This window comes from Weissella sp. DD23, from assembly GCF_001579105.1.
GTDB lineage: Bacteria > Bacillota > Bacilli > Lactobacillales > Lactobacillaceae > Weissella > Weissella cibaria.
On the sequence record NZ_KQ970391.1, the window covers coordinates 58,834 to 60,060 of the forward strand.

The following is a 1,227-nucleotide window of genomic DNA, read 5'->3' on the forward strand; positions in this document are numbered from 1 at the left end:
TACATTGAAGTACGCAAGTTAGCGGACTTCTTTAATGTATCTATGGATTTTCTGGTTGGTCGCGCCATGTCAGAGAAGACGGATTTGTCTTTGCTGTTCCTGTCAGGTAAGGAAATCGATTTTAACGGTAAGCCTTTGACTGACCAGCAACGGTTTGATATTTTCCAGTATGTTAATTCATACTTGAACCCAGTTTCGTTTACGTCAGATGACGATGTGCGAAGTAACCATCAAGAGAGTCTTTTCTAACCAATTAGAGGAAACGATATGACAACGAACCAAACAATTCGGTTTGGATCTGGCCGACAGCTCACTGAGATAGATTATCTTAGTGAGCTGTTGCCATATTTGGACCGTTATCAAAACATCCCCACCATCAAGCACTTGATTGAACAAGCCGTGGCGACGATTAATGATTTAAATAATGGGCTCTTACCAAGTGCGTTACCGACTATGGAAATCCCAGAGTCGGTGGTGGCAGAATTAGAACAATATGTTTTAAAAACATATCCGAACGACGCCACGAAGGGTAATGCCCTCTGGCAAACTTTGACGGAACCGTTGGCAGACGTTGATTTTATGCTCCGTCATTTGCGAGATGCGTTAATCGAGTACTTTAGTATGTATGCGTATGTGTCGAACGCGTTTATTCAAGATCTGTCAGCGTACACAAATGGTCTACCCGTCCTAGAAATTATGGCGGGCCATGGTTATATTTCGGCTGGACTTCGCGCAGTTTCCCCAGCGCAAACGATTATTGCGACTGACAATGAGGACTGGCGTACGCAACCAGATCCAACGACTGCCAAGCCAGTTACTGACGTTGAAAACTTAGATGCGATTGCGGCGTTGGATAGTTACGGCGAAAACGTGGCCACCGTGATTATGAGTTGGGCGCCCGATACCACGGACGCTGACTGGCAAGTCTTACAGTATATCCGCGATAACCGATATCGCTTTGATTTTGATTTATTGGTCATCGGCGAAAAAGATGGTGCGACGGATTCAGATGTCTTTTGGCAAGAGGCGACGTTACATGAAGTGGCGGCATTAAATGCTCACCACACGTCATTTGATTTAATTGATGAACGTGTCTACGTTGTTGAATAGTGATGATATTGACAGTTATCTAACGCCAATTAGGTGTTGGATAACTGTTTTTTTAATTGACATGCGTCAGATCAATTGCCGGAATTCCGGAGCAGGGTTAACTAACGTGTTATAATG

General features: G+C 44.1%; 1 protein-coding gene and 1 pseudogene. Both read left to right on the top strand.

Annotation, left to right across the window (positions count from 1 at the left end; all coding sequences use genetic code 11):
- Positions 1-249 (top strand): annotated as a pseudogene (locus tag WEIDD23_RS02795) (transcriptional regulator); the annotation flags it as partial.
- Positions 250-267: 18 nt separating this feature from the next.
- Positions 268-1,110 (top strand): hypothetical protein, encoded by an 843-nt coding sequence (locus tag WEIDD23_RS02800; RefSeq protein WP_010369485.1) that lies wholly within the window; start codon positions 268-270, stop codon positions 1,108-1,110.
- The last annotated feature ends 117 nt before the right edge of the window (positions 1,111-1,227 follow it).